Below are 23,331 nucleotides of genomic sequence, written 5' to 3'. Positions count from 1 at the left end.
TTAACTAATACATTGTTTTAAAATTGAGTTTAGACCAACTCATACATAAATGCAAGTCCAATGATACCAAAGCACAAAGCGAATTATACCAGCTTTTTTCAAGCAAGTTATTCTCTGTTAGCTTAAAGTATTCAAGCTCTTATGCAGAAGCTGAAGATAATTTACAAGATGCATTTATAACTATTTTTAATAAAATTAAACAGTACAATAACAAAGGTAGTTTTGAAGGTTGGTTAAAACGAATTACTATAAATACTGTGTTACAACGTTACAGAACACAAAAAGTATTTGACATAGTAAATGAAGAAGCAATAGTAGACGAGAATGTAGATATTGAAGAAGATGATGTTAGTATTGATTTTTTATTAAAATGTATACAAGAATTGCCTGACAGATATAGATTGGTTTTTAATTTATATGTATTAGATGGTTATTCACACAATGAAATTGCAGACATGTTAGCCATAACATCTGGAACAACTAAATCTAATCTAGCACGAGCTAGACAAATATTAAAAGATAAAATAATTGAATATAAAATGGGATTAAATACCCAATCGTTATAAATGAGTACAAAAAAGAACATAGATCGTCTATTTCAGGAGAAATTTAAAGAGTTTGAAGTCAAACCAGACCCAAAGGTTTGGCAAAACATTCAATCTCAATTAGAAAAAGACCAGGATAAACCGGTTGTTATAATTCCGTTATGGTTAAAATTATCTGGTATTGCAGCATCTTTAGCATTATTACTGTTTTTAAGTAAATCTGTTTTAAACCCAACAGATACATCAAATATGCCTTCTACTGTAGATTCTAAAAATATAGATAATACGCAACCTACAGACAATACGACAAAGGATGTTTTTAATACTCCTTCAAAAGACTACAATTCTAATAGCCAAGACAATACAAATCAATCTAATACAATCAATAATTCTCAAATTGTTAATACTCTTCCAGAGGAGTCAGATAATTCAAACTCTAATTCCAGTGATAAAAACACCAACTACAATAAAACTAATATAACCTCTAGTAGTGTAGCAAACTTATCTAACAACACAAACAAATTAAGCACAATGCAACAAGATGGTGTTGTTTCAAACAATACCAATACTAATGTGGTTGGCCAAAATACAAACACAGCAAATACAACAAACAGCAGCAATAGTATTAATAATAAAAATTCAGAGGTTGTAGATTCAAATCTTAATACCAATAAAAAAGATTTAGACAACACTAAAAATAACAATAGTATTAATGACGCTATTGCACAAAACAAAATAGAAGAAGAAAATAAAGAGCAGCAAAAACCATCTATTGAAGATGCAATTGCCCAAAACAATACTGAAGACCTTATTGAAAAAGAGGAAGTAAATAACAGGTGGAGTGTAAATGCCAACATTTCGCCTGTTTATTACAACACAATGGGTCAAGGGTCGCATATACACGAACAATTTAACCAAAACAAAAAATCTGGACAAGTTAATACCAGTTACGGAGTTCAGGTAGGCTATGCTTTAAATGACAAAATAACGGTAAGATCTGGTATTAACCGTTTAAATTTAAGCTACAATACAGAAGATGTTGTGGTTTATGAAAAATTTACAACTAGTTCTAACAATACTGCCACTCTTAAAAACGTAGATTTTGCAAGTACAAGTGATGGACATGAACTAAGTATGATAAGTGCTAAAAATGTAAGTGTCATGGAAGTTAGTAAAAGCTTTAACGCAGCAATTAACCAAAGTATGAGCTACTATGAAATTCCTTTAGAAATAGAGTATAAAATATTAGATAAACGCTTTGGTATTAATCTAATTGGTGGTTTTAGTTCGTTTGTATTAAATGACAACGAAGTTATATCCGATTTAAATGGTGTAAAAACAAAAATTGGAGAAGCTAACAACATCAATGAGCTTAGTTTTAGTACCAATATAGGAGTTGGTTTAAATTACAAATTCAGTAATACTGTAATGTTTAATCTTGAGCCTACTTTTAAATACCAGTTAAATGCATTCAATGAAACGTCTGGTAATTTTAACCCTTTCATCTTAGGGTTATACACCGGATTTAGTTATAGATTTTAGTTTAGTTTTTAGTTTAAAGTATCCCTTTAGATAGGGAAAGTAATGATGGAAAAAGCTACTTTGTTTTCAAAGTAGCTTTTTTTTATAGTAAGTTTTTCTGTAATTGGTCTAAGATAATTTGTCTTGACTGCTGGTTTATAGCTTTGGTATCTTCAATAGTTAGTTTTTCAGTTGGAATAAATGGATGCATTGTGGCTCTCATTATTCCAGGACCACCACTAAAAAAAGTATAAGAAAATCTTTGTTTATTATCTGGAAACGTAATAGGTACAATTGGAGTTTTATGGTTTATGGCCAAACGGAATGCACCATCTTTAAATTCGTCTAGTAAAATATGTTCTTCAGGTACTAACCCTTCAGGAAAAATACATATACTTAACCCTTGTTTTAATCTTTTTTGAGCTCTTAAAAACACAGCCTGCCTACTTTTAGCACTACTTCTATCAACCAAAATACAGGTGCGTTTATAGAAAAAACCAAACAAAGGGATTTTTGCCAATTCGGCTTTGCCAACAAATACAAACGGATTTTTAACGGTTACTAGCATTAACATGATATCAACCATTGAGGTATGGTTAGCAATAAACATGTAACTTTTTTTAGGCTCAGGTTTTTGTAAGTATTTAATTTTAGTTACAAATCCCATACCTACCAATATAAATCTTGCCCAAAAACGTGCTAACTTAAAAAAATATGGGTACCAAGACTCTTTTGAAATAGATAGCAATAAAATAGGGAATAAGATAATAATGGGTAATGCTACCAAAATGTAGAACCAAATACGATAAAGAGTCCAAAAAATATACTTAAATACTATCATTAGCTGTCAAAACTAATTAAATTAATTGAGCTATTCTACTAAAAAAATTACCTTTGCTTTTAAGTTTAATTAAAAAAGATTTTCGCTGTAGCGGAAAGTGAGCATGGCAAGAATACTTACAGGAATACAAAGTACAGGAACACCACATTTAGGAAATATATTAGGCGCATTAAAACCAGCTATTGCATTAGCAAATGATGCAAAAAACGAATCGTTTTTGTTTATTGCAGACTTACATTCTTTAACTCAAATTAAAGATGGTGAAACTTTAAGACACAACACCTATTCTACCGCTGCCACTTGGTTAGCATTTGGATTAGATATTGATAAAACGGTGTTTTATAGACAAAGCGATGTGCCACAGGTTACTGAATTGGCTTGGTATTTAAATTGTTTCTTTCCTTTTAAGCGTTTAGAACTAGCACATAGTTTTAAAGACAAAGCAGACCGATTAGACGATGTTAATGGTGGGCTATTTACCTATCCTATGCTAATGGCAGCAGATATTTTATTGTATGATGCACAGATAATTCCTGTTGGGAAAGATCAAGAACAACATATAGAAATGACACGTGATGTTGCTTCGCGTTTTCATGCAAAAATGGGCGACACCTTTGTCCTTCCTGAAGCTAAAATACAGAAAGACACCATGTTGATTCCAGGTACAGATGGTGAAAAAATGAGTAAAAGTAAAGGGAATATTATCGATATCTTTTTACCAGAAAAGAAATTGCGTAAGCAAATCATGTCTATTGAAACTGATAGCACACCTTTAGAAGATCCAAAAGACTGGTCAATATGTAATTGTTTTGCTTTATATAGTTTATTAGCTTCAGATCAAGAAATAGCAACCATGAAAGCTAATTACCAAAACGGTAATTATGGTTATGGACATGCTAAGCAAGCATTATATGAGTTAATTTTAGACACCTTTAAAACAGAACGCGAACGTTACAACCACTTTATGGCTAACTTAAATGAAATTGATGATGCTCTAGCTAAAGGTGCACAAAAAGCTAAAGTTGTTGCAGATGACGTGCTAAAAAGAGTTAGGAAAAAGGTTGGGTATTAATTTGAAAATAATAACAATTATTGTTGTACTTATAATTTTAGGGATTGTATTTAAAAACAAATATTTAACTCTAAACATTTATGATACCTACTATTTAATTAGTTATTTTAATATTTCAATTATACTAGCAGGTATCGTTTTAATATTATTTTTTATTTTTAAATAACCTCAAATAATTTTCCTGGAAGCGGTCTAATCACTCCTTTTAATTCCATATTTAATAGTATTCCTGCTAATTTATACGTTGGCATATTACAATTTAGAGCTATAACGTCCAATAATTGCTTATCATTCTCTTTTAGATAATTATAAACTTGTTTTTCATCAGTATCTAACTGGACAAACAATTGTTTTTGAACTGCAGGTTTTTTTAAATCTTCTAATTGCCAATTTAAAATATACGGAACATCTAATGGAGTGGACAATAAATGTGCTTTTTGTTGTTTTATTAAATTATTACAACCTACACTTTGGCTATCTGTTGTGCGACCAGGAACAGCAAAAACATCTCTGTTGTAAGAATTGGCTATGTCTGCGGTTACTAGGCTTCCTCCTTTTTCGGCAGACTCAATAACTATCGTAGCTTGGCTTAAACCAGCTATAACTCGGTTGCGTTTTAAAAAATTATTACGGTCAAACGCATCGCTACTCCAAAAATCGGTAAAAAATCCACCATTATTTTCGACCTCAGCAACATATTTTTTGTGCACTTTAGGATAAATCTGGTTTAATCCGTGAGCTAAACACCCAATAGTTTGTAGTTTGTGTTTTATTGCAGCCTTTTGTGCTGTAATATCTGTACCATAAGCAAAACCAGAAACTATAATTGGGTTGTAAATAGCTAAATCTTCAACCAATTTTTCGCAAAACGCAATACCAGAAGTTGTTATTTTTCTAGCACCAACAATACTAATAATATGCTTATTATTAAGGTTTATGTTTCCGCTTTCAAACAATAAAATTGGGCTATCAATACAATGCTTTAAGTTTTCAGGATAGGACTCGTCTGTAAAATAGTGGTACTTTATCTGTTCGTCCTTAATAAATTTAAGCTCACTTTCTGCTGCTTCTAAATGGTTAGATTTATAAATTTCTTTTAAAATTATCTCTCCAATACCATCTATTTTTAATAGATTTTGCTTTTTTTCTTTAAATACTGCTTCTGCACTTCCGCAATGGTTAATTAGCTTTTTTGCGGTTGTGTCTCCTATTTTAGAGACATGTTGAAGTGCCAAAATGTGCAATAATTGCTCGTCTTTCATGTTTTATATCGCTGATTTTGAAACTACAAGAAAAGAAATTTAAGCCTGTTAATAACTAATACCTGCTAAATTTTATTGGTTTTTAAAAATTTCTAACTTTGTTAGTATGCAATTAGAACAATACATCAGTGATTTATTATACAGATATGACTGTGTTACGGTTCCAGAGTTTGGATCGTTTTTAACACAACGTCAATCTGCAGAAGTGCATCAAAGTACCAATGCATTTTATCCACCAAAAAAACAATTATCGTTTAACGAACAAATACAAACCAACGATGGTTTGTTGGCACATTATATTGCAGAAATAGAAAAAATTCCGTTTGAAACTGCTTTACAAAACTTATCTAAACGTGTTAAGTCTTTAAAATCTTATTTAATTGAAGGCGAAACGCTAAGCTTTGAAAATATTGGTGATTTAGTATTAAACAGTAATGGTAAAATAGAGTTTAGCCCATCGTACCATTTAAATTATTTAACTGATGCTTTTGGATTGTCTCAATTTGTATCTCCTGCTGTAACCCGTGAGGTTTACAAAGAAGAAGTAGAAACTATTGAAAAAGTAATCCCTATTGCTGTAACACCAGAAAAACGCAAAAGTAAATCCTATTTAAAATATGCTGCAATTGCAGTTGTTGCTTTAGGAATGGCTGGTTTTGGTTTTAATAACTACGTTAATAATGTAGACCAACACAACCAAATAGCACAAGAAGAGGCTAATAAACAATTAGAAAGCAACATTCAAGAAGCTACTTTTGTTATTAGTAATCCGTTACCTGCTATTACGTTAAACGTTAACAAACAAACTGGAAATTATCATGTGGTTGCTGGTGCGTTTAGGGTAGAAGCAAACTCCGATAAAAAAGTAGCACAATTACAAGGCAAAGGATTTAAAGCACGTAAAATAGGCGAAAACAAATATGGCTTACATCAAGTCGCTTATGCGAGTTATACAGACAGACAAGACGCCTTACAAGCTTTAAACACTATAAGAAAAGAACACAACAAAGATGCTTGGTTGCTTATTAAAAAGTTAGACTAAGTGTAATACTTTAAACCTATTTTAAAAGACCTTTTAATTAATATTGAAAGGTCTTTTTTATTTTAAAATGCTTAATTCTTAATTAATTCTAAATTTTATGGCTGAAATTTTAAATCGGTTTACCTTTGTAGCGTAATTAAAGTTCCGATGTTTCGGAAACACATTTTAAAACATTTAATGGAAGCAAAAACACCTAAAGATTCTAGAACAATAATGACAGATATGGTTTTACCAGGTGAAACCAACCCAATCAATAATTTGTTTGGTGGCGAATTATTAGCACGAATGGACAGAGCTGCAGGTATTAGTGCCAGACGACACTCCAGACGTATTGTTGTAACCGCTTCTGTTAACCATGTGGCTTTTAATAGAGCCATCCCTTTAGGTAGCGTGGTAACAGTTGATGCTAAGGTGTCTAGAGCCTTTAAAAGCTCTATGGAGATATATATTGATGTTTGGATAGAAGACAGAGAATCTGGTGTAAAAGCAAAAGCCAACGAAGCCATTTATACATTTGTTGCTGTAGATGAAACAGGAAGACCTGTACGTGTCCCAGAATTAGTCCCAGAAACCGAGTTAGAAATTGAACGTTTCCAAGGTGCTTTACGCAGAAAACAATTAAGTCTAGTATTAGCTGGTAAAATGAAACCTAATGATGCGACAGAGTTGAAGGCGCTTTTTGAGTAATTACATCTTATAAATCCATTCTGCAGGATTAACAGATTTGTTGTTTTTATATAAACTAAACCACAATAAGGTTTCGCCTTCACCATTGGTAAACACTTCGCCTATTTCTTGTTTAGTTTCAATAGTATCTCCAGGTTTTACGGATATTTTTTTAAGATTATGGTAAGCTGTAATGTAATCTCCGTGTTTGATTAATACTGTTGGATTTCCTCTTTTTTGAACAATAATTTTTAATACTTCACCTTTAAAAACTGCTCTAACAATTGCATTTTCTTCTGTAGCAATACGCACACCACTACTATTAATAGTTAATGAAGCGTCTGTTGGATGGCGCTGAACACCATACTTTACTTTTACTAACCCTTTTTCTACTGGCCAAGGTAATTTTCCTTTGTTATTTAAAAAGTCTTTGGCTATTAATTTGGCTTCAGCAGTTAATGCAAAAGTAGTAGACGATTTTGCAGTATTAGTGTTTCCAGCTTTTTTGTTAGAGTTAACAATAGCTTCTTTAATAATTCGATCTATTTCTCGATCTATTTCTCTAGCTTCTTGCTGTTTCTTTTTAATTTGTGCAGTGTATTTATTTAAATCTTTTTTTATGGAAGCCATCACAGTTTCATGCTGCTTCATATCTGCTTCCAAAGCTTTTTGGACTTCTTTATTTTCAGCAATTAATTTATCCTTATCTGCTTTTTGTTGCGCTAATTCTAAATTTAACTGTTGAAGCTTCAAGGTTTTTTCTTTAATATCTTCGCCTTGTTGCTTTTGGTATTTAGAGTACTGATTCATGTACTGTAAACGCTTGTAAGCCTGCCTAAAATTACTAGAAGACAGCAAAAACATAACCCGATTCTGGCTTCTTTTGTTTTTATAAGCAGTTTGGATGGTTTTAGCATAATTGGCTTTTAATACTTCCAATTCATCGCGTAATGCTGTTATCTTTTTTTGATTAGTATTAATCTCTCTATTAATCAAATTAGCCTGTTGATTAGTGACTTTTATCAAATTGCGTCTAACACCAAGCTTGTAGTTTAAATCTTCAATAATAGAGGTTTGACTTTTTTGTTTAGATTGGTTTTTAAACAGTAAATTATTAATCTGTTTAATCTGATTTTTTATCTCTAATCGCCTGGCTTCTAATTGATCTATTTTGTTTTTTTGCGCTAAAGCGGAAGAACTGCCTAATAAAACAAAACCAATTATTACAAATAGTAAGTTGCTATACTTCATAAATTACAGCTCGATTTTTTTATAACCTGAAGGAATAGTAAACGGAAAACGAACCTCTTCGTTTAACTTTACCGATTTTAATTCAAGATTTATAACTAGTTGCTCGTCATCTTCTATTGCAAGTATTTTAGTGCGTTCTGGTAGTGTTTTTTTGTCTACTTCTTGATAGGTTAAGTAGTCAATATGTAAGATACGCTTATCCTTAGGTTGTGCAATTTCTTGCGCATCCATTTTAAAATGTGATGGGTTTACAAACAAAAACAACTCAAACAAGTCACGTTGATTTTTAGGTTGTAAAATGTATGATGTATCGTTAGCAGAAATCTCGTATTTATCATCTTCTAAATTAAACAATGATTGACCTAACAACAAGTTCTGAACCTTGTAAAAGTCTAAATCTGTCCCTAACAAATCGCTTAAATAAGCAAAGTCACCATCAAAATAGGTGTTGTCCCATTTGTTGTAAAACGCTACTCTATTTGGTGTAATTAAGACTTTAGCAATCCCTAATTTGCTCATCCAAATAGTTTTGTCTTTTTCCATTCTAAAACTAACTGTTGTTCCGTCAGATTTCCCTTTTTGAATGTACTCAAGCTTTAGTTTTCCAACTAAAGTTGTAAAATTTGTTGTAGCCTTATTGCTGTTTTTAATAAGTTGTTTAGCGGTTAACTTGGTATTAATTTTACCATCAGACGCAGCTGTTTTAGTACCTTTACAGCCTGAAACTATAACCACCAACAGGAGTAGTGCAAACGCTATGTTTTTTTTAAATGTCATTAATTTAAACCTTCTAATTTTTTAGCTTTATCACTAAACGTTTTTGCTTTAGAAAAATTGTTAGTCGCTGTGTAAGCTTTAGCCAATTGCTTATAAAAATCTATTTCCATTTTGGTGTCTTCAATAATATAATCCAGACCCATTTCTAAGCTATCAATTGCTTCTTTTGGTCTGTTTAAATAATTTAAAGCCACTCCATTGGCTAAGTATAATACTGGTTGAGATGGGAAGACCTCCAACCCTTGATCACTTTTTCTTTCGGCTTCTTCAAACTGTTGTAAATCTATATGCAATAAGATGATGTTTCTTAAAATCCCAAAGTTTTCTTCTTCTTTTTGAAGCGCTTCTTCATAAAAATTAAGTGCCTTTTGTTTTTCGCCTTTCAGCAAATAATATTGTGCTAATTCTACTAAGGTTTTACCGCTTGACTCTATTTTAGTAAGCATTGTAGTGACCTCAACCAAATCAGTTTCATATTGTTGATTTTTACTTACAAACCTCACAAAGTCTGCTAATACTTTTATTTTAGATTCTGGGTTAATTTCTGAGCTTTGCAAAGCGATTTTCATAGACTGTATGGCTTTGTCATTATTGCCTTCATCTAAATAAAATTTATATAATGCAAGATGGACCAACTCTGACTTAGGGTTAACTTCCAATAGTTTTTTGGCGGTTTCAAATGCTTTTTTAACATCACCATTTTCGCTATAACGATAGATTAACCTAAGATAAGTATCTTCAGACTCTGGGTTTTTATCGACGCGCTCTTCTAAGTTTTCTATTTGGTCTTTTTTACGACCAGTTGCATTATAAATTCGGTTTCTTAGTATATCCCGATCTTTAGAGATTCCTAATTCATCATCCAACTCGTCTAAGATTTTTAAAGCCTCTTTAAAATCACCCGTTTGCATATAGATATTGGCTAAATCTTCTTTATAATCTGGATGGTATTTAACCAGTTGTTTTACTGTTTTAATGGCTTTTTTATATTCTTTTTGCTGAATATAAGTGCTATATAATTCATCTAAAAACCACTCGTTATCAGGGATTTTACTCACTGCTTCTTTTAACGCCTCTTCTGCAGCACCAAAGTTTTTAAGTTGGTTATAGTTTTTTCCTAATTCGAAATATAAAATAGCATCAGAGTCGTCAATTTCTATACACTTTAGTAAGTTTTCAATTGCGCGTTGGTAATTTTCTATCCCTTTTTGCTTTAAAGCTTCAAAAAAATGTTCTTGATACGCATCAGACACATCGCCTAAATCGTCATCTGGAGGTGTATCTCCATCTATTTGCGCATAGATATGCTGAGGAAACATTAAGATTCCTAAAATTAGCATGAATATGTAAATAGATTTTTTCATAATTATTTCCCTTGTAAAAGAGAATCTTGATTATATTTTATAAAATGAATCAATTGTCGTTCCAAACTTCATTAGATAAATTCATGAGATTCCTGCTTTCACTGGAACTACGTTATTCCAAAACAGAATAATCGCCAATACTAATTTTAGTAAATGTTCCATCAAACTTAACATGATTACCAATCATAGCGTCGTCTAAATTAGCATTTTTTATAGTGGTATGGTTCTGAATTAGGCTATTTTTAACGGTTGAATCTTCAATAACACAGTTATTTCCAACCGAAACGAATGGTCCAATTGTAGTGTTTTTAAGAACGACGTTGTCACCTATATAACAAGGCTCTATTATAGTTGAATTTTCATTTTTAACGGACTTAGACACTAATTGCTCATCTCCATCAGCCTTTAAAAATCCTAGCATACGCTGGTTAGTTTCTAATGTTATGGCTTTGTTTCCGCAGTCCATCCACTCGCTAACTTCACCTGTTTTAAACACTTTATTGTCAGCCATCATCCCTTTGATACCATCGTTAATTTGGTATTCGCCTCCATTAATAATGTTATTATCTAACACCTTTTGAAGCTGATCTTTTAATTGACTAACTTCTTTAAAATAATAGATACCTATAACTGCTAAATCGCTAACAAACTGTTCTGGTTTTTCTACTAGTTCTACAATTTCTTTTTTCTCATTTAACTTAACCACACCATAAGCTTCTGGTTGATCCACTTGTTTTACCCAAATCACTGCATCTGCTTCGGGATCTAAATTGAAATCTGCACGAATTAAGGTATCTGCATAAGCAATAACTGCAGGTCCAGATAAACTGTCTTTAGCACACATAATGGCATGTCCAGTACCTAACGGTTGATCTTGTCTATAAATGGATGCTTTTGCACCCAAACTGGTTGCTAATTCTTTTAAACTTGATACTACCTCATCTCCAAACCACGCTGGATCGCCTAATACAAAAGCGACTTCGGTTATTGGTTGGTTTAATACCTTAGCAATATCTTTTACTAATCTGTGAACAATAGGTTGACCAGCAACTGGAATTAGTGGTTTTGGTACTGTTAAACTATGTGGTCTTAGACGAGAGCCTCGTCCAGCCATTGGGACTATTATTTTCATACGCTTACCTGCGAGGCAGGTATCTTTTTAATTAAACTTTAATTATAATTAGGTCTCGACTGCGCTCGACCTGACATTCTCTTTTATTTTACTCCTGTACTTCCAAAACCTCCTTCTCCTCTTGAGGTTTCAGAAAGTGTTTCAACTTCTATCCATTCTGCACGTTCGTGTTTTGCAATAACTAATTGTGCTATACGCTCGCCATTTTCAATAATGAAATCTTCATTTGACAAATTGACTAAAATAACACCTATTTCACCTCTATAATCTGCATCTACTGTTCCTGGAGCGTTTAATACAGTAATACCTTTTTTTGCAGCTAAACCACTTCTTGGTCTAACTTGTGCTTCTAAACCTATTGGTAATTCTATAAATAAGCCTGTTTTAACTATAATTCGTTCTAATGGTTTAAGCGTAATTGATTCTTCGATATTTGCTCTTAAATCCATACCTGCAGACGCTACAGTCTCGTAATGTGGTAAAGCGTGATAGGATTTGTTGATTATTTTAATTTGCATATTATTTATTTTTACTAAACTCTTTGACTGCACTCAGAGTGACACGTGTCTATTTTTTTAATAATTGTTTGAGTTCCTTTTTTTCAAAAACAACAATTAATCCCAAAAATACTAAAACTAAAACGGTATTTAGATAATAGTTAGAATTGGTTTGTAAGGCTAATACAGATAATACAATTGCAATACCTAAATAGACTAAAATTTGTTTTAAATTGTAAGGTACTGGATAATGTTTTTGTCCTAAAAAATAGGATAAAATCATCATTATTCCGTAAGCTGCTAATGTTGCCCAAGCTGCTGCTATAAAACCTATTTCTGGTATTAATAAAATATTAAATACAATGGTGATTATGGCTCCAACTATTGATAAATACATACCATATCTAGTTTTGTCCGTTAGCTTATACCAAATGGCTAAATTGAAATAAATTCCTAAGCACAAATTGGCTAATAGTACTATTGGCACAATTTGAATGGCTACCCAATAGCTTTCATCTTTAACTAACAGAATTTTAAAAACGTCTAAATACGCTATGATAAATACTAACATTAAACTACCAGCAATTACAAAATACTTCATGATTAGTGCGTAGGTTTCTTTGGCGTTTTTTTCTTTGGCATGCGAAAAGAAAAAAGGCTCTGCACCCAAACGAAAGGCTTGAATAAAAATGGTCATAAATACAGCAATTTTATAACAACCACTGTAGGCACCATTAATGTTTTTATCCATTAGATGAGGTAAAATCCATTTGTCAAAGTTTTCATTAATCACATACGCTAAACCAGCAACCATAATTGGCCATCCATAGCTTAAAAGTTGTTTGAAAATAGTAGTACTAAACTGTAGTTTGGTTTTAAAAAAGTAAGGTGTTAATAGTATAAATGTAAAAATACTTGCTGCTAAATTGGCTATAAAAATATATTGTACTAAATCGGTTTTATCATACCAAGAAAAATCCATTTCAAATTTAGGAATTGCCCAAAGAAAGAAATAATTAAGAATGACATAAATTAAGATATTTGCTATTTTAATTGAAGCAAATTTTATTGGTCGTCCAGTTGCGCGTAAATATGCAAATGGTGCAACGACTAGTGTGTCCAACACTAATAGACCAATTAAAAGCTTAAAGTATTTAGGGTCTATATCTAACCACACAGAAAGTTGCTGATTAAACAGCAATACACCAATTAAAAACACTACTGTAGTCACAATTAAACTAATAAAAGTAGTGGAGAAAACTTTATCTTTTTCTTCAGATTTAGAAAAAAACCTGAAAAACGCAGTTTCCATTCCATACGTTAGAAGCACATTAAAAAAAGCAGCATAGACATAAAACGTGGTGTTGTCTGAGTAACTAACTGTTTTTAATTTGTCTGTGTGTAGTGGTACTAAAATAAAGTTCATTAGACGTGGTAAAACGGTTGCTAAACCATAAATAATTGTGTCTTTAAAAAACTTTTTTAGTACGCTCAAAGCAGTTGTTTAATTTGGCTTAAATGTATTGAATTTGTTGCAGTTTAAAAAACCTTAGTCGTTAGGTGGACCATCAGGATAGTAAACGCCTTCTTTTTCTGCAACATAGTCAACTTTGTAGTATTTAGTTACACCATCTTCAATATAACTAATTGCACATTCTCTGTTACCTAGGTCAAAAGGAAAAAAGCCAGTAGTGGTCAAAGCATTGTCTTCTGCGTTTGTCAATCTTTTGGTTAATCTAGATTTATACAAGCCTTTACCTTCATAAAGCTTACCTTTCATTCGTCTAAAATAAACACTATCAATAGTAATATTGTGTTCTGGAATAAGGTTTGCAAAGTATATATTAACACCCACACTCCCTATTTTAACTCCAGTAGTCCAATTATTAAAATAAGCACGAGTTAATTGTAAAGGCGCTTCTTTTTGAAATGCATATTGTGACGGTTTACAACTAAATATTGAAACGATTATCAATAATAGTAATAGATTATTTGTAATAGTAGGTTTCATTGATGGGTGGTAATAATTAATTTTTTGGAGGCGCGCTTGGATATTGTTCTGCTGGTTTTTCTATGATATTTTCAATTTTATAATACTTAATATCATTATTTTCTATATAACTCACAACAGCTTCGTTTGGTTGTAAATCAAAAGGAATTTTGGTCGTTTCTTCTTTAAAGCCTTCTTGTTGATTAGCCTTTGTTAAGATACGTCCTATATACAAATTTGGATTATTTGGTTGTGTTTGCAACGCCATTTTATATTGTCTAAAATACAAACTGTCCAATTTTAAAGTTTTTAATTCTGAAGTTATAGGAATAAAAACATTAATACCTGAACCACCACCTTTAACTCCAGCAACCCATGATTGGTAATAGACTTGATCTGTTTTAAAAGATGCTTCCTTTTGAAGTTGTTTTGTGCTTGAACACTGCATAAAAAGAACACTTGATAATACAGTAACGCTTAGGTATTTAAAGAATTGCATAATTATGTTTTTTATAAAGGTAATTAATCAAAATGTATTCCATAAAAAAACCTTATTCAAATTGAATAAGGTTTTAGTAAATTATTGTGGATTCCTAGCTATTTAGGAATGACAGATTAATTATTTAAAGCTTCTCTTTATTGAAAATTTGACTTCGCTATCGCTTGCTCTAATTGTTCAATGCTTCTGCACCACCAACAATTTCTAAGATTTCGTTGGTAATTGCTGCTTGACGTGCTTTGTTGTACGTTAACTTTAATTGATCTCTCAACTCGGTTGCGTTATCTGTTGCTTTGTGCATAGCTGTCATACGTGCACCATGCTCGCTTGCAAAACTATCTCTAATCCCTTTGTATAATTGCGTTTTTAACGACTTAGGAATCAATTGCTCTACGATTTCAATTTTTGAAGGTTCAAAAATATAATCTGAATTGTTTTCTGCTTCACCCTCTATTGGTACAATTGGTAAAAACTGCTCTGTCATTACAATTTGAGTGGCAGCATTTTTAAACTTATTGTAAACGATTTCGATTTTATCAAATTCGCCTTCAGTAAATTTATCCATTAGCATTTCTGCAATTTCAGCTACATTATCAAAAGTTAAGTCATCAAAAACAGAACTTTTATTTGCAATAACAATACCTTGCTTTGAAAATGCATCGTTTGCTTTTTTTCCAATTGCTAATACAGATACTTTTTTACCTGCATACACATTAGAAATTAAGTGTTGTGTTTGCTTAATAATATTAGAATTAAAAGCACCACACAATCCTCTATTAGAAGTAATAGAAACAATTAACACATTATTTACGTCGCGTTGTTCTGCATATTTACTTCCAGAATCTGCATCTAAAGTTGCACTTAAGCTTTGTAAAAGCTCTGTTAACTTATCCGAATACGGACGCATTGCAGTAATCGCATCTTGAGCCTTCTTTAACTTAGCAGCAGATACCATTTTCATGGCACTAGTAATCTGCATCGTTGAAGATACTGAAGATATTCTGTTACGTATTTCTTTTAAATTAGCCATCTTTGATAGTATTAAGTCTTTAGTGTAAAGTGTTTGATCTATTTAAATAGTTACTTTATACTAAAGACTATTTACTTATTACTAGTTTCTATATTTAGCAGATAAGTCTTTTGCTACAGTCATTAAAGTATCTGTAACCTCATCTGTTAATTTTCCTGCTTTTAAAGTATCTAAAACACCTCTGTGTTTAGCGTTTAAGAATTCTAAGTAATCACGTTCAAATTCTTTTACTTTTTCAACTGGTACGTCTTTTAATAAGTTTTTAGAACCTGCGTAGATTATTGCTACTTGGTCTTCTACTGTAAACGGATCGTTTTGAGCTTGCTTTAAGATCTCTACGTTACGTTTTCCTTTATTAATTACGTTTAATGTCACTGCATCTAGATCTGAACCAAATTTAGCAAACGCTTCTAATTCACGGAATTGTGCTTGGTCTAATTTTAATGTTCCAGATACTTTTTTCATAGATTTAATCTGTGCGTTACCACCAACACGAGATACCGAAATACCTACGTTAATTGCTGGACGTACACCAGAGTTAAATAAATCTCCATCTAAAAAGATTTGTCCATCTGTAATAGAAATTACGTTTGTTGGAATATATGCTGATACGTCACCTGCTTGCGTTTCGATAATTGGTAATGCTGTTAAAGAACCACCACCTTTTACGATTGGTTTTAATGACTCTGGTAAGTCATTCATTTCTTTAGCAATTGCATCATTATCTATAATTTTTGCAGAACGCTCTAATAATCTTGAGTGTAAGTAGAAAACGTCTCCTGGATACGCCTCACGTCCTGGTGGACGACGTAATAATAAAGATACCTCACGATATGCAACTGCTTGTTTTGATAAATCATCAAATACAATTAAAGCTGGACGACCAGTATCTCTAAAATATTCTCCAATAGATGCTCCTGTCATTGGTGCATAAACTTGCATTGCAGCAGGATCTGATGCGTTTGCAGCTACTATTGTTGTGTAAGCTAAAGCTCCTTTTTCTTCTAAAGTTTTAGCAATGTTTGCTACTGTTGATGCTTTTTGCCCAACTGCAACATATATACAATATACTGGGTTACCAGCATCGTAAAATTCTTTTTGATTTAAAATCGCATCAATACAAACGGTAGTTTTACCTGTTTGACGGTCACCAATTACTAACTCACGTTGACCTCTACCTACAGGAATCATTGCATCAATTGCTTTAATACCTGTTTGTAATGGTTCTGTTACTGGCTCTCTGTAAATAACTCCAGGTGCTTTACGCTCTAAAGGCATTTCATAAGTGTCACCAGTGATTGGTCCTTTACCATCAATTGGGTTACCTAAAGTATCTACAACACGTCCAACAATACCTTCACCTACATTAATAGAGGCAATACGGTTAGTACGTTTTACTGTAGATCCTTCTCTAACTCCTACTGAAGTTCCTAACAATACAATACCTACGTTATCTTCTTCAAGATTAAGTACGATACCTTCTAATCCGCCATCAAATTCTACTAACTCACCATATTGTGCGTTAGATAATCCGTAAGCACGAACGATACCATCACCTACTGTTAATACTGTTCCAACTTCGTCTAATGAAGCGCTAGCTTCAAAACCTGATAACTGTTGTTTTAAGATTGCTGATACTTCAGCTGGTTTTACTTCTGCCATTTTATTTTAATTTAAAGTAAATTCTCTTTTTAATTTATTTAATTGGTTAGCGATACTTGCGTTATACTCTGTATCTCCAACTCTTAATATGAAACCACCTAAAATGTTTTCATCTACTATATTTTTAATTGCAGTGTCTTTTCCTGTTAACTCTTTAACTTTTGCTAAAACTTTAGTTTCTAAAGCATCCGTTAAAGGTACTGCTGTCGTCACAATTGCAATTTGACTTCCTTTTTGTTCTTCAAACAACCTTGTATAAGTTGTTGCCACTTCTGGTAATAAAGAAGTACGCTTATTAGCAATAAGTACGTCTATTAAATTGGTTGTTGCTTCGTTAGAATTTTTAAAAATTTCTAATAATGCAGACTTTTTAACCGACGAACGTATTACAGGACTGTAAAGCATATCTTTTAAGTCTTTACTTTGCGCTATAGTGTTAGTAATTAGCTCCATATCAGAATTGACAACCTCAGCGGTTTTCTTTTCTGTTGCTAAGCTAAGTACTGCTTTTGCGTAACGTATTGCTGCTCTTTCTCCTGCCATGTTTTGACTAGTTTAATTTTGCATCACCTAACATAGACTCTACTAACTCAAATTGTTTGTCTTTGTTAGATAATTCTTGACGTACTACTTTTTCTGCAATCTCGATAGAAAGACTAGATACATGACTTTTTAATTCAGCCATAGCAGATTTTTTTTCGCTTTCAATAGCAGCTTGTGCTTGAGCAATCATATTGTTTGCTTGCGTTTGTGCTTCAGTTTTAGCGTCGTCAATCATTTTATTTTTAAGTTCTCTAGCTTCTTTAAGCATAGCTTCACGTTCTGCACGTGCTTCTTTTAATAACTTATCGTTATCTGCTTGAAGATTTTGCATTTCTAACTTTGCTTTTTCTGCAGCGTCTAATGCATCTTGAATCCCTTCTTCTCTTTCATTTAAAGAATTTAAAATAGGTTTCCACGCAAATTTTACCATTAAAAAGATTAATAGTAATAATAATATAGTTTGAACTACAAATAGTCCTGGTGAAAAATCATTTAATAACTTGTCCATACTTAAGTGTATTTGAAATTTTTTCTTTTTTTAATTTAAAAACACAACCTGCAACCAACCGTTGCAGATGTGTGTTTTATAGTTTGTTTGCTGCTTATTTTCCTAAGAATAAAGCACCAAATGCTAACCCTTCTAAAAGTGCTGCAATAATAATCATCGCTGTTTGGATTTTTCCTGTTGCTTCTGGTTGACGTGCAATACCTTCCATTGCTTTTCCACCAATTTGACCAAGACCAATTCCTGCTCCGATTACGATTAAACCTGCTCCAATTAAATTGTACATAATAAATAGATTTATAGTTAAATTAAAAAAACTCTTATTTAAATGAAATCTGCTCTGACATCTTCTGCATCAGGGATTTCGTGACCATGATCATCATGATCATGATCGTGGTCGTGCTCTGCTACTGCCATACCAATAAATAATGCTGAAAGCATCGTAAAGATATATGCTTGTAAGAAAGCTACTAACACTTCAATTAATGTTATAAAAAATGATAATACTAATGATAAACTTGTCGCACCAACAACTCCTAAAGATTTTTTAAGAGTAAACATAATTGCTATTAAACTCATAACTACAATGTGACCTGCAGATATATTTGCAAATAAACGTACTAATAATGAGAATGGTTTAATAATTAATGCTCCTGCTAATTCTATAAGTGCTAAAACTGGACGAATTAAAATTGGCACACCAGGCATCCATAAGATGTGCATCCAATAGTCCTTATTACCACTTGCTGTATATATAATTAATGTAAATATTGCCAAACACGCTGTTACAGCTAATTGTCCTGTAACGTTAAACCCAAATGGTGTTAATCCTAATAAGTTTAATATCCAGATAAAGAAAAATACCGTCATTAAATAACCAGTAAATCTTCTGTAATGCTTTTCTCCAATATTTGGTCTTGCAATCTCGTCTCTAACGTATAAAACTAATGGTTCTAGCACACGACCAAATCCTGTTGGTATAGCTTTCTTTTTATATTGTTTAGCTAAACGTGAAAACCATACAAACATCAACAAACCAATTAATAATACACCTACAACACTTTTAGTGATTGAAAAGTCTAATACTTTGTGAGCGTTTGTTGCGTGGTGATCTTCATCAAAAGCGACTGTTGAAGCTCCTGCATCAAGCTCGTATATTTTAGAATGAATTTTTGTGAATTTTAATCCGTTTTTCTCAACTATAACCTGTCCACTATCATCATGATGAAACTCAGATGACATAAACGTAGTCAATCCATTGCTAGTCCAAATAATAACTGGTAACGGAAACCCAATGTGTTTACGCTCTCCAGCGTCGTTTGTATAAGAAAATAAATGGAAATCGTGAGAGTCTTGAATATGGTGTAAAATATACTCTTCTACCTCAGTTTTAGTATCTATTTGACCTCCATCATTTGCACCATCTTTAACTGGTGTTTCTGCTAATGCAATAGTACTTGCAAATAGCATTGAGATTAAGACGAAAAATTTAAAAGTTTGTTTAGCTACCTTCATTGTTAAAAAAATCAAAAAAACCGCGTTTTTAAATTCCGTGCAAAGGTAGGTAATTATTTGAAAATAAATTTAATTTTTATTGAATAACTTTTTAGACTATTTTTTGTTTAAAATATTAGCTATAAAATACACTTCAAGAAACAGAAATAGAAATAGTGGAATTAACAAATTAAAGCTTTCCATTCTAGTTAAATTATCTAGGTTAAATATGGAATCTTTAAACACAATTGCAAAAAACAACACTTTGGTAATAAGTGCAAAAATATACAAGAATCCTAGTTGTGTTTGCCATTTAGAAGAATTTGAAAGCAGTAAAAAAAGGGCACTTATTATAAATGAAAACACAAAATGAAACGTGTAAACTGGTAACAACAAAAACCTTAGGTAAATAGAATTACTGTTTAGTATGTAATCATGCAATACAAAAGTTGCAACAAACAACACCAAAAAAGCCAATAGAAAAAAAATAATTTTTTTAATCATTGTCCTTAGATAGTTTTAAAACTTGACTGATAACTAAATACATGGACATAAAAACTGCTAGAAGCGTTATAACATTTTCCCAATAGGTGGTTTGGTATTTAGTGTCTAACCATTCTCCAAAAAGATTTCCCAACCATATAGTGGCTCCCATTTGGAAACCTACAGCAATAAATCTAACGTATGGGTTAGGCTGTTTTTTGGGTTTTGGATCCGCCATTTAAGTCTTTTACTGTGGTTTTCATAACACACGTTACGTTAAAGGTTGCTCCAGGTTCTACCGCTAATTTTTGAGTCACTACATCACCTTCTATATGTGCAGTAGCTTTTAACGTTAATGTTTCTGTAAGCTCTATTGTTCCGTTTAATTTTCCTTCAAAATGTGCGTTACTACATTTAAGTTTTCCTATAATTTCTCCATCTTTACCTATTACAACTTTTCCAGGAGTTTCAATATTACCTTCAATAATTCCGTCAATACGTAAGTCGCCTTCACTAAAAAAGTCACCTACTATTTTAGTGCCTTTTGCTATAATATTTTGAATAGAAAATTGCTCTTGCTGCTTATTTTTCATGGTTAAAGGAGATTATTTATTTGCTAGATATTCGTTTAAATTTTTATGAATTTGAAGCGTTTTGTAATTGTCCGAAGAAATGCCAAAATACGGTCTGGTTATTTTATACTTATCTTCTGCTTTTACAATATCTGCAAATCCTTTTGCACCTTCTACACTTTTTAAACCATGAACCACTATAAAGGTGGTTTCTGGATTAAAAACATCTATGGATGTTGTTAAATCGTAATATTCAATTTTTGGAGTGATGTCGTCTAATACCTTTTTAAAATCACTAATTGCTTCAGTTTTATTTTTATCAAATTGAAATACAACTTTAAATGAAGATGATTCTGCATCAGGCTTAAAGGTTTTGTCACTTACCGATTTTAAGCTATTAACAATTGCTTGTGCTTGAGTCCCTTCTTCTGTGTTGGCATATGCTAAAGCTACATCATTAAGACTGTCTACATAAGCTTGATAACCATTTAACCTACCATTTGCTGTCGCTTTAAGCAGTGCAAACTTTGGCACGATAGCTTCACCATCAAAAAACTTCATGTATTGGTTTGATTTGGCAATGACTTGAGCATATTCTTGGTTTTCTAAAAGCTTATATGTTGCCTCATAAAGGCTTTCTGGACTGCTTTCGTCTTTGGTTGCTGCTAATTCTGGATTTTTAAGTATTTCTGCATACCTAGAACTTGCATAGTTTGAAATAATATCTGTTTTTGCAGTAAGAGCTTCTTGCTCTTCGCCTAAAATCTCATAGATTTTGTATAAATTATATTTTGCAGGAAGTATTAATTTGTTGTCTGGGTTGCTTGCCAATAAGTTTAAAAACTTGCTTTTAGACAATTTGTATTCTTTAAATTTTTCTTTATAAATCAATCCTAATTGGTAGTAGGCGTAATTACGTTCTTTTTTAATACTATCCAATTCTACTTTAGCAGAAGGAATTTGTGTGATGTAGTACTGTGGGTCCAAAAGGGTTTCGTCTAATCCATTATCTGCTACAACGTCTGGTCCTGTTTGGTTATTAAATCCACCTGCTCTAGTTGAGGACCATCTCCAATTATCTTCGTTTTTACGGTCACCCCAAACACGTGTAAACTCATTTTTACCATAAGCTACAGTACTTGGATTATAAAAGTAAAAATTAGAAGCAGCTCCTGGTAAGCCACCTCTTGGCTTGGTTGCATTATTGGTAGGAATGTTAGTTGTGGCTAAGCCTTTTTTACGTGCTTCAATTTCTTGACGTTCTTTTTCTGCTTCAAGTTTTTGTCTTAGCTCAGCAGTATATTCTGTAAAAAAGGTCAACCGTTCGGTTTCACTCATTCTAACTAACTTAAGGATGCTATCGTTAGTTTCTGCTAGACCTTCATAATAAATAACATCATCTAGGTTTTCGCGTTTACGCTTGATAGTTCTGTAAGGTTTGCTGTTTTCAACCATACTTGTCATTGTACTATCAAAATAAGCGCCTGCAGTTTTGTACTTGTTTCTGTCAAAATAAAAATCGCCTAAAGTCTCATAGTTTTTGGCAACTAATATTTTATCTGTGGAGTTTTGTCTTAACGATTTATTGTAATACGCAACCGCTAATGAATCAAATTTATTTGTAAGATGAAATTGAGCAATTTGATGATAAATTTTATCTAAATAAGGACGGTTTTCTCTGTCTTTTTCAAGCTTGGTTAAATGCTTTAAAAAGGCAATTTTGTCACCTTTTTCGTAATCAAAATTTTTAGCTTTTTCAACCTCAGCTGCCATTAAATAACGACGTGGAATCTTTCTATTTAACTCAATAACCTCATTAAACGCTAAATTTGCGCTGTCTTTATAAGTTAGTGCATTATACAATTGCCCTTTTATAAAATGAAAGCGTCCTTTTTCGTCATTCTTTTTTGTGGCTTTAGCAGCAATTTTTATTTGGGCTAGAGCACTGTCTAATGATTTAGTATTTATGTAAGCTTGTGCTAATATGGAGGTTGCATCTGCTAGCTCTTGTCCTTCTAATTCTTCCTGATTTAAAAGTCTTTTAAGATTTTTAATAGCTAGCTCGTCATTTTCCAGTCTAATATTAGTTTTTTCTCTCCAAACTTTAGCAGTATTTATTTTATCTGATGCTGGATACTTATATAAAATGTAATTAAATGCTTCTAAAGCTGGCACAAAGCGTTGGTCAAAATATCTGGCTTGACCAAGTAGTAAATAGGCTTCGTCTATTTGTGGGTTATATTCTTTACCTTGAATATTCATCCCGTGTTTTTGAATTGCTTTTACTGCTTTTTCTTCTGCTGTAGTAAAATCTTGGTTTTTAGATTGTCCAGGTAAAACAATATCTTCTTCAATTTGCATGCGCTCTACTGGTAAGATGTCCCAATAGTTGTCATTATAACCATTATTTAGACTTTGGCGACCTTGCTCCAATGCATTATATCCATTAAAAAGCGCATTATACTCTGCTGTAACCGCATGAAAATTACGATTAATAAAACTGTTTTTTTTTCTAGAGCAACTAGTTACAGTGACTAAAGCAAGAACAGAAATTAGAGAGATTTTATATGCTATTTTCAATGC

Annotated in this window: 25 protein-coding genes; 5 read left to right on the top strand and 20 right to left on the bottom strand. The window is 32.2% G+C overall.

Annotation, left to right across the window (positions count from 1 at the left end):
• Nucleotides 1–23 precede the first annotated feature (23 nt).
• Together LY08_RS01085 and LY08_RS01080 are read left to right on the top strand one after the other, a co-directional pair.
• On the top strand, nucleotides 24–566 hold the full coding sequence (locus LY08_RS01085) for an RNA polymerase sigma factor (protein WP_111658586.1): 543 nt from the start codon (nucleotides 24–26) through the stop codon (nucleotides 564–566).
• Nucleotides 567–2,087, top strand: coding sequence for a hypothetical protein (locus LY08_RS01080; RefSeq protein ID WP_111658585.1), 1,521 nt, complete (start codon nucleotides 567–569; stop codon nucleotides 2,085–2,087). It begins immediately after the preceding gene.
• A gap of 82 nt (nucleotides 2,088–2,169) precedes the next feature.
• On the opposite strand, the gene LY08_RS01075 is transcribed toward LY08_RS01080, so the two are convergent.
• Nucleotides 2,170–2,907 (bottom strand): lysophospholipid acyltransferase family protein, encoded by a 738-nt coding sequence (locus tag LY08_RS01075; RefSeq protein ID WP_111658584.1) that lies wholly within the window; start codon nucleotides 2,905–2,907, stop codon nucleotides 2,170–2,172.
• Nucleotides 2,908–3,010: 103 nt separating this feature from the next.
• Between LY08_RS01075 and trpS the strand changes: the two genes are divergently transcribed.
• Complete coding sequence (trpS, locus tag LY08_RS01070) at nucleotides 3,011–3,979, top strand: tryptophan--tRNA ligase (RefSeq protein WP_111658583.1); 969 nt, start codon at nucleotides 3,011–3,013, stop codon at nucleotides 3,977–3,979.
• A 158-nt stretch (nucleotides 3,980–4,137) separates the two neighbouring features.
• On the opposite strand, the gene dprA is transcribed toward trpS, so the two are convergent.
• Nucleotides 4,138–5,241 (bottom strand): DNA-processing protein DprA, encoded by a 1,104-nt coding sequence (gene dprA, locus LY08_RS01065; protein ID WP_111658582.1) that lies wholly within the window; start codon nucleotides 5,239–5,241, stop codon nucleotides 4,138–4,140.
• 106 nt (nucleotides 5,242–5,347) lie between these two features.
• Between dprA and LY08_RS01060 the strand changes: the two genes are divergently transcribed.
• Nucleotides 5,348–6,283: an HU domain-containing protein gene (locus LY08_RS01060; RefSeq protein ID WP_111658581.1), complete on the top strand. Its 936-nt coding sequence runs from the start codon at nucleotides 5,348–5,350 to the stop codon at nucleotides 6,281–6,283.
• 177 nt (nucleotides 6,284–6,460) lie between these two features.
• Nucleotides 6,461–6,970, top strand: a complete 510-nt coding sequence (locus LY08_RS01055) for an acyl-CoA thioesterase (RefSeq protein ID WP_111658880.1) — start codon at nucleotides 6,461–6,463, stop codon at nucleotides 6,968–6,970.
• On the opposite strand, the gene LY08_RS01050 is transcribed toward LY08_RS01055, so the two are convergent.
• From LY08_RS01050 to porW, 18 genes are all read right to left on the bottom strand, one after another.
• The gene (locus LY08_RS01050; protein ID WP_111658580.1) at nucleotides 6,971–8,200 is read right to left on the bottom strand and encodes a murein hydrolase activator EnvC family protein; all 1,230 of its coding nucleotides are present in this window, start codon (nucleotides 8,198–8,200) and stop codon (nucleotides 6,971–6,973) included.
• A 3-nt stretch (nucleotides 8,201–8,203) separates the two neighbouring features.
• The gene (locus LY08_RS01045) at nucleotides 8,204–8,977 is read right to left on the bottom strand and encodes a DUF4292 domain-containing protein (protein ID WP_111658579.1); all 774 of its coding nucleotides are present in this window, start codon (nucleotides 8,975–8,977) and stop codon (nucleotides 8,204–8,206) included.
• On the bottom strand, nucleotides 8,977–10,341 hold the full coding sequence (locus LY08_RS01040; RefSeq protein WP_111658578.1) for a tetratricopeptide repeat protein: 1,365 nt from the start codon (nucleotides 10,339–10,341) through the stop codon (nucleotides 8,977–8,979). The genes LY08_RS01045 and LY08_RS01040 overlap by 1 nt, the downstream gene beginning before the upstream one ends.
• A 112-nt stretch (nucleotides 10,342–10,453) precedes the next feature.
• Nucleotides 10,454–11,473, bottom strand: a complete 1,020-nt coding sequence (locus LY08_RS01035; protein ID WP_111658577.1) for a sugar phosphate nucleotidyltransferase — start codon at nucleotides 11,471–11,473, stop codon at nucleotides 10,454–10,456.
• An 83-nt stretch (nucleotides 11,474–11,556) separates the two neighbouring features.
• A complete protein-coding gene (dut, locus tag LY08_RS01030; RefSeq protein ID WP_111658576.1) occupies nucleotides 11,557–11,991 on the bottom strand; it encodes a dUTP diphosphatase in 435 nt (144 codons plus the stop codon).
• 49 nt (nucleotides 11,992–12,040) lie between these two features.
• A complete protein-coding gene (locus LY08_RS01025; protein WP_111658575.1) occupies nucleotides 12,041–13,465 on the bottom strand; it encodes an oligosaccharide flippase family protein in 1,425 nt (474 codons plus the stop codon).
• A gap of 54 nt (nucleotides 13,466–13,519) precedes the next feature.
• A complete protein-coding gene (locus LY08_RS01020; protein WP_111658574.1) occupies nucleotides 13,520–13,981 on the bottom strand; it encodes a hypothetical protein in 462 nt (153 codons plus the stop codon).
• Between the two features lie 16 nt (nucleotides 13,982–13,997).
• Nucleotides 13,998–14,459 carry a hypothetical protein gene (locus tag LY08_RS01015; RefSeq protein ID WP_111658573.1) on the bottom strand — a complete coding sequence of 154 codons (462 nt, stop codon included), beginning with the start codon at nucleotides 14,457–14,459 and terminating at the stop codon, nucleotides 13,998–14,000.
• Between the two features lie 169 nt (nucleotides 14,460–14,628).
• Nucleotides 14,629–15,489, bottom strand: a complete 861-nt coding sequence (gene atpG / locus LY08_RS01010) for an ATP synthase F1 subunit gamma (protein ID WP_111658572.1) — start codon at nucleotides 15,487–15,489, stop codon at nucleotides 14,629–14,631.
• A gap of 81 nt (nucleotides 15,490–15,570) precedes the next feature.
• Nucleotides 15,571–17,151 carry a F0F1 ATP synthase subunit alpha gene (gene atpA, locus LY08_RS01005; protein ID WP_111658571.1) on the bottom strand — a complete coding sequence of 527 codons (1,581 nt, stop codon included), beginning with the start codon at nucleotides 17,149–17,151 and terminating at the stop codon, nucleotides 15,571–15,573.
• A 6-nt stretch (nucleotides 17,152–17,157) separates the two neighbouring features.
• Nucleotides 17,158–17,694 carry an ATP synthase F1 subunit delta gene (gene atpH / locus LY08_RS01000; RefSeq protein WP_111658570.1) on the bottom strand — a complete coding sequence of 179 codons (537 nt, stop codon included), beginning with the start codon at nucleotides 17,692–17,694 and terminating at the stop codon, nucleotides 17,158–17,160.
• A gap of 7 nt (nucleotides 17,695–17,701) precedes the next feature.
• The gene (locus LY08_RS00995) at nucleotides 17,702–18,202 is read right to left on the bottom strand and encodes a F0F1 ATP synthase subunit B (RefSeq protein WP_111658569.1); all 501 of its coding nucleotides are present in this window, start codon (nucleotides 18,200–18,202) and stop codon (nucleotides 17,702–17,704) included.
• A gap of 94 nt (nucleotides 18,203–18,296) precedes the next feature.
• Complete coding sequence (gene atpE / locus LY08_RS00990) at nucleotides 18,297–18,485, bottom strand: ATP synthase F0 subunit C (RefSeq protein ID WP_013993139.1); 189 nt, start codon at nucleotides 18,483–18,485, stop codon at nucleotides 18,297–18,299.
• Between the two features lie 38 nt (nucleotides 18,486–18,523).
• Nucleotides 18,524–19,714 carry a F0F1 ATP synthase subunit A gene (atpB, locus tag LY08_RS00985; protein ID WP_111658568.1) on the bottom strand — a complete coding sequence of 397 codons (1,191 nt, stop codon included), beginning with the start codon at nucleotides 19,712–19,714 and terminating at the stop codon, nucleotides 18,524–18,526.
• A 96-nt stretch (nucleotides 19,715–19,810) separates the two neighbouring features.
• Nucleotides 19,811–20,197, bottom strand: a complete 387-nt coding sequence (locus LY08_RS13665; protein WP_111658567.1) for a DUF6168 family protein — start codon at nucleotides 20,195–20,197, stop codon at nucleotides 19,811–19,813.
• Nucleotides 20,190–20,414 carry an AtpZ/AtpI family protein gene (locus tag LY08_RS00975; protein WP_111658566.1) on the bottom strand — a complete coding sequence of 75 codons (225 nt, stop codon included), beginning with the start codon at nucleotides 20,412–20,414 and terminating at the stop codon, nucleotides 20,190–20,192. Before LY08_RS00975 ends, LY08_RS13665 begins: the two co-directional genes overlap by 8 nt.
• Nucleotides 20,383–20,769: a bactofilin family protein gene (locus tag LY08_RS00970; RefSeq protein WP_111658565.1), complete on the bottom strand. Its 387-nt coding sequence runs from the start codon at nucleotides 20,767–20,769 to the stop codon at nucleotides 20,383–20,385. Before LY08_RS00970 ends, LY08_RS00975 begins: the two co-directional genes overlap by 32 nt.
• Before the next feature lie 12 nt (nucleotides 20,770–20,781).
• The gene (gene porW, locus LY08_RS00965; protein ID WP_111658564.1) at nucleotides 20,782–23,328 is read right to left on the bottom strand and encodes a type IX secretion system periplasmic lipoprotein PorW/SprE; all 2,547 of its coding nucleotides are present in this window, start codon (nucleotides 23,326–23,328) and stop codon (nucleotides 20,782–20,784) included.
• Nucleotides 23,329–23,331: the final 3 nt, after the last annotated feature.

The organism is Olleya aquimaris (assembly GCF_003259525.1).
In the GTDB taxonomy this organism is placed as follows: Bacteria; Bacteroidota; Bacteroidia; order Flavobacteriales; family Flavobacteriaceae; genus Olleya; species Olleya aquimaris.
This window is presented reverse-complemented; position numbering and strand designations above follow the sequence as displayed.

Bases quoted from the DNA above. Each gene is read 5' to 3' on its own strand.
- LY08_RS01035 (WP_111658577.1), bottom strand. From the start codon at position 11,473: ATGAAAATAATAGTCCCAATGGCTGGACGAGGCTCTCGTCTAAGACCA.
- dut (WP_111658576.1), bottom strand. From the start codon at position 11,991: ATGCAAATTAAAATAATCAACAAATCCTATCACGCTTTACCACATTAC.
- atpE (WP_013993139.1), bottom strand. From the start codon at position 18,485: ATGTACAATTTAATTGGAGCAGGTTTAATCGTAATCGGAGCAGGAATT.
- LY08_RS01055 (WP_111658880.1), top strand. From the start codon at position 6,461: ATGGAAGCAAAAACACCTAAAGATTCTAGAACAATAATGACAGATATG.
- atpB (WP_111658568.1), bottom strand. From the start codon at position 19,714: ATGAAGGTAGCTAAACAAACTTTTAAATTTTTCGTCTTAATCTCAATG.
- LY08_RS01060 (WP_111658581.1), top strand. From the start codon at position 5,348: ATGCAATTAGAACAATACATCAGTGATTTATTATACAGATATGACTGT.
- LY08_RS01045 (WP_111658579.1), bottom strand. From the start codon at position 8,977: ATGACATTTAAAAAAAACATAGCGTTTGCACTACTCCTGTTGGTGGTT.
- LY08_RS00970 (WP_111658565.1), bottom strand. From the start codon at position 20,769: ATGAAAAATAAGCAGCAAGAGCAATTTTCTATTCAAAATATTATAGCA.
- trpS (WP_111658583.1), top strand. From the start codon at position 3,011: ATGGCAAGAATACTTACAGGAATACAAAGTACAGGAACACCACATTTA.
- dprA (WP_111658582.1), bottom strand. From the start codon at position 5,241: ATGAAAGACGAGCAATTATTGCACATTTTGGCACTTCAACATGTCTCT.
- LY08_RS01075 (WP_111658584.1), bottom strand. From the start codon at position 2,907: ATGATAGTATTTAAGTATATTTTTTGGACTCTTTATCGTATTTGGTTC.
- LY08_RS01040 (WP_111658578.1), bottom strand. From the start codon at position 10,341: ATGAAAAAATCTATTTACATATTCATGCTAATTTTAGGAATCTTAATG.
- atpH (WP_111658570.1), bottom strand. From the start codon at position 17,694: ATGGCAGGAGAAAGAGCAGCAATACGTTACGCAAAAGCAGTACTTAGC.
- LY08_RS00975 (WP_111658566.1), bottom strand. From the start codon at position 20,414: ATGGCGGATCCAAAACCCAAAAAACAGCCTAACCCATACGTTAGATTT.
- LY08_RS01080 (WP_111658585.1), top strand. From the start codon at position 567: ATGAGTACAAAAAAGAACATAGATCGTCTATTTCAGGAGAAATTTAAA.
- LY08_RS01015 (WP_111658573.1), bottom strand. From the start codon at position 14,459: ATGCAATTCTTTAAATACCTAAGCGTTACTGTATTATCAAGTGTTCTT.
- LY08_RS00995 (WP_111658569.1), bottom strand. From the start codon at position 18,202: ATGGACAAGTTATTAAATGATTTTTCACCAGGACTATTTGTAGTTCAA.
- LY08_RS01020 (WP_111658574.1), bottom strand. From the start codon at position 13,981: ATGAAACCTACTATTACAAATAATCTATTACTATTATTGATAATCGTT.
- atpG (WP_111658572.1), bottom strand. From the start codon at position 15,489: ATGGCTAATTTAAAAGAAATACGTAACAGAATATCTTCAGTATCTTCA.
- LY08_RS13665 (WP_111658567.1), bottom strand. From the start codon at position 20,197: ATGATTAAAAAAATTATTTTTTTTCTATTGGCTTTTTTGGTGTTGTTT.
- atpA (WP_111658571.1), bottom strand. From the start codon at position 17,151: ATGGCAGAAGTAAAACCAGCTGAAGTATCAGCAATCTTAAAACAACAG.
- LY08_RS01050 (WP_111658580.1), bottom strand. From the start codon at position 8,200: ATGAAGTATAGCAACTTACTATTTGTAATAATTGGTTTTGTTTTATTA.